Annotated in this window: 2 protein-coding genes and 1 pseudogene; all 3 read right to left on the reverse strand. The window is 35.3% G+C overall.

Going from position 1 to position 3,909, the window contains the following annotated elements; genetic code table 11:
- Window positions 1-15: 15 nt before the first annotated feature.
- Window positions 16-1,118 (reverse strand): annotated as a pseudogene (locus PR833_RS20100) (IS3 family transposase).
- A 334-nt stretch (window positions 1,119-1,452) separates the two neighbouring features.
- Window positions 1,453-2,487, reverse strand: coding sequence for a hypothetical protein (locus PR833_RS20105; protein WP_272526470.1), 1,035 nt, complete (start codon window positions 2,485-2,487; stop codon window positions 1,453-1,455).
- A gap of 457 nt (window positions 2,488-2,944) precedes the next feature.
- Window positions 2,945-3,652: a DUF5677 domain-containing protein gene (locus PR833_RS20110; protein ID WP_272526471.1), complete on the reverse strand. Its 708-nt coding sequence runs from the start codon at window positions 3,650-3,652 to the stop codon at window positions 2,945-2,947.
- Window positions 3,653-3,909 lie beyond the last annotated feature (257 nt).

Raw genomic sequence — 3,909 nt, forward strand, 5'->3', positions numbered from 1 at the left:
AATGTCCACTCCCCATTAATTGAGACACTTCAACTTAGAGTTTTCTAACTGTTTACGATATACCTCTGGTGGGAGGTGATTTAAGCTTTCGTGCGTTCGATTTTGGTTATAATCTTGTTGCCAAAACCACACCATTTCACGTACTTGGTATAATGACTCAAATAAATACGCATTTAAAAATTCACGGCGGAATGAGCCATTAAAACGTTCGATAAAGCCATTTTATTGTGGCTTACCGGGTTGAGTATGACATAGTTCAATCTTATTATTTGTACAATAATTCAATAGGTTGGTTGAAATAAGCTCAGGTCCATTATCCACGCGTATTTGTTTCGGCACTCCTCTGTCGACTTTTAAGCGTTCAAGCACTTTAATAACCCGTTCAGCTGGCAACGATGTATCCACTTCAATCGCCAAACATTCACGTGTTCCTTCATCAATAATATTCAATGTTCTGAAACGCTTACCACAATATAAACTGTCATGTACAAAATCCAATGCCCATTGAACATTCGGGATTTTTTCAATCACTAAGGGGCTTTTTCTCGTTTCGGCAGTATTTTTTAACTCGCCGTTTCAGGTTTAACCCCAAACGGCAATAAACGCGATAAACTCGTTTATGATTAAACGGATAACCTTCAAATCGTAGCCGATAATAGCATTTCCAGAAACCCGACTGAGGTGATTTCGTTAAAATCGCTTGTATAGCATCAATCATCACACTGTTTTTTACGCCAATCTAACAACTGACGATAAAAAGTGGCTCATGACAATGATGTCAGTTTGCACACTTTAATGACTGATAAACCAGCTGCCTTTAATGATTGCTCAGCCATCACCAACCCTTTTTTGCGAAAAGCGCCTTCATCGCATGGTTTTCAAGGCTAACTTCCGCAAAGAGCTTTTTAAGTCTGGTATTCTCATCTTCAAGCTCTTTAAGCCTTTTAATATCAGCAGCCTCCATACCACCGTATTTTGATTTCCAATGGTAGTCCATAGATATAATAAGTCGCATTACTGATCCCATTTAGGCGACAAATGTCTTCCACTTTCATCCCTGAATCAGCGAGTTTTAAGATATTAACGATTTGAGTTTCAGTAAAACGAGCTTTTTTCATCATGACCTCTGCAATTTTTAAGGCAGAAAATCTAATTATCGCTGTCTCATTTTAGGGGAAGTGGACAAAATGAGTGAAAAGAATTTCAGAGGATTACAGTTTCTAGATCGCCTATTGGATCGCCTTAAAAACACAACGCAATGAAAAAATATAGAAATTTTACATTTTACGTGGAGTTGACTGGATCACGGAATTAGCCGCATAATTTCAAAAAGTCAGTAATTATGCGGCTTAGAGAAAATGGAGAACAAAAATTATGACTGGTATAATTAAAGATTCGAATATAAGAGGTATAACCTTAGATAATTATCTAAGAAGCCAATTAGATATTTGATTAATGATAATTCATTCTATAATTACAATCTCCACACAGACCAGAGCAATCTTGGTCATCCTGTGTAAGGATGACATCACATGCATAGCAGCGAGTGTAACCTAGTTCGTAACCACACCAACGACACTCTTGTTCTTGGATAACAAATGTATCATGCATGCATTCTACACACCCCTCGTAGGTTGGTTCATCTCCATTAGGGGGCCAATAGAAAAAATTGTGGTCAAATTCGTTTATTAGTAAAGGTGCAATAAGGTCGGAGTAGTTACAGGAAACACAGTTATATTTAAATTTATCTTCATCTGAATCAACGGCATAACCATTCTTAATATCTTCACTGTTTGCCATTAAAAGACTGGAACCACACTCTTGACATTTGCATTCATTTAAAAATTCAAGCATTCCTAAAGGGATGTTCGCATTCTGCCAAGATTCTTTGCATTCAGTGAGTTTCTTTTGGTAAAAATCTTGATGCTCAAGCATTATTAACCAAGATGAGCCTAATAATTCTGTAGGGTTTTCGCTTAATTCATTAGTGATAAAATCGTTTAGGATAGGGAATAAATCTGCTACAAAGTTAGCAAGCTCGCCATGTGAGTTTCTAGGATGTAGGTGCTCTAAATCATTACGACTTTTTTGTAATTTTAAAATCGCATCCCAATTAACAACAATTTCAAACTTTTCAAATCGTTGTTTGATACCTTCTACGTCAATTGTTGTTTGTTTGAATTTTCCGTCGGGTTTCCAAATTACCCCACCTTTCCCATCAGGATGAGGTAATATTTTATGTGGAGGTGAGAATATTAATTGATAAGCTTCTTCTTCTGAATTTACAGATATGATGATTCGGTATTTAAATAGTAGAAGCATTCCTGCATAAAGATTCCGTATCGCTGATAGCGTGCGAAATGGATTTCCGCCATCATCAAGAGGTAATTGGGATTTTTTGAAATCTTCTATGCCTAGCTGTATAGAGATTAAGGCATTTTCATAAAGCTTTTCAGCACTTAATGTCTGAGATTGCTTTTCATTCATGAGAACTCAACCTTCATCAATAAATTAATATTCTACAATATGTTTTTTATGGAGTGGTGGACGCAAAGTGGACATTAGATAAAACAAAGGGGCTGCGTTTTCACGCAACCCCTTGATTTATTTGGTGGGCTGGCGGAATCTGAATTAAGGTTGTATGGCATTGATTTTAAATCAATAAAATCCAATTCAACTTTTAGTTTGGGCCTATTGTTGGGCCTAAAATTTATTTTACTGTTTTTGTGATGTGGGTTTGAAAAGTAGATCGCTATTTTAACATGGCTGCTCGGTTAAACGAGCAATAAAATTTGGTGGTTTGTTATGCGCCAGAAGCGGACGTTATTAACATCTGTTTTTTTATTTAACAGGCAAGCAAATCAGAACATACTAGATGTACGATGAGCACTATTTAATGATTTACATTCCACCATCATGTAATACACCTTAATAAAATATAACATCACCATGGTTTTAATACACCTTCCGGCACGTTTAATTCAATCTTTAATCTCTCAAACATATCAAATGCATATTTTTGTGCAGATACAATCAGTATGTTAAAGCTATAGATGCAACTTGCTTCGTTATGTCGATTGATAAGATATGAAGTAGGATGCAATAATTTTGAAAATAGTTTGAATAGCGCCGTGTATTCTTCTTGTTCACCAATTTTTTCAGCAATACTTTTGACTGTTTCAGGGCTTTTGACACTTTTTAAGTTATTTTGATCTAGAATAGAATCATTTAGTTTCTTTTTGTTTTCGAACAACTCCAGTTCAGTGGTGTGGTTATCATTAGCAATCGTTGATATAGCGTCTATAATCTGCTTTTCATCCATAACCATCTCACTCATCCATTTGTTAAGTGAGTTTTCATCTTCAATTATCGATCTTAGCCTGATATTAAGCTCAAAAAGGTTTCTCGCACATAATGCTATTAATGTTATATCATAGTCATCTGACAAATTGTTGGCCAGTAAACTTAAAGAACGGTGGGTTCCTTTTGCAATATTAGTTAGTGCTACATTCTTATTAGTTCTTTCAATATTTTCAGTACCCGAGCAAAACTGAATAAGTCTTTTATAATTCAAGTCTATTTTTAATACGTTTTTTTTGACATTTTTGATTGAATCATGTTTCACAAACTCTCTAAGAGTTTTCTTAGACATACTTAATTCTCCCTTGGAAAATAAACTCATTAGCGATTAAGAAATTATTATATCACATAGACATCCATAGGCTGCGTGAGTTATAAAATAATCACAAGTTGTATTTAACGACTTTGAGATTCAATCTTTCGTGAAATTGTTCCGTAAGGTGTAATATTTTAGGCGTCCTAGCGCTCGTTAATATATCCGTAGCTGTATTAGTAAAACCTCAATCAACTGTAATAAGAATCGTGGACTTCCGCTATTCTCTCAAAACT

Source organism: Providencia sp. PROV189, assembly GCF_028480065.1.
In the GTDB taxonomy this organism is placed as follows: Bacteria; Pseudomonadota; Gammaproteobacteria; order Enterobacterales; family Enterobacteriaceae; genus Providencia; species Providencia stuartii.

What these genes read in the sequence shown, in the direction of transcription:
- PR833_RS20105 (WP_272526470.1), bottom strand. Translation starts at nt 2,487, where the DNA reads ATGAATGAAAAGCAATCTCAGACATTAAGTGCTGAAAAGCTTTATGAA.
- PR833_RS20110 (WP_272526471.1), bottom strand. Translation starts at nt 3,652, where the DNA reads ATGTCTAAGAAAACTCTTAGAGAGTTTGTGAAACATGATTCAATCAAA.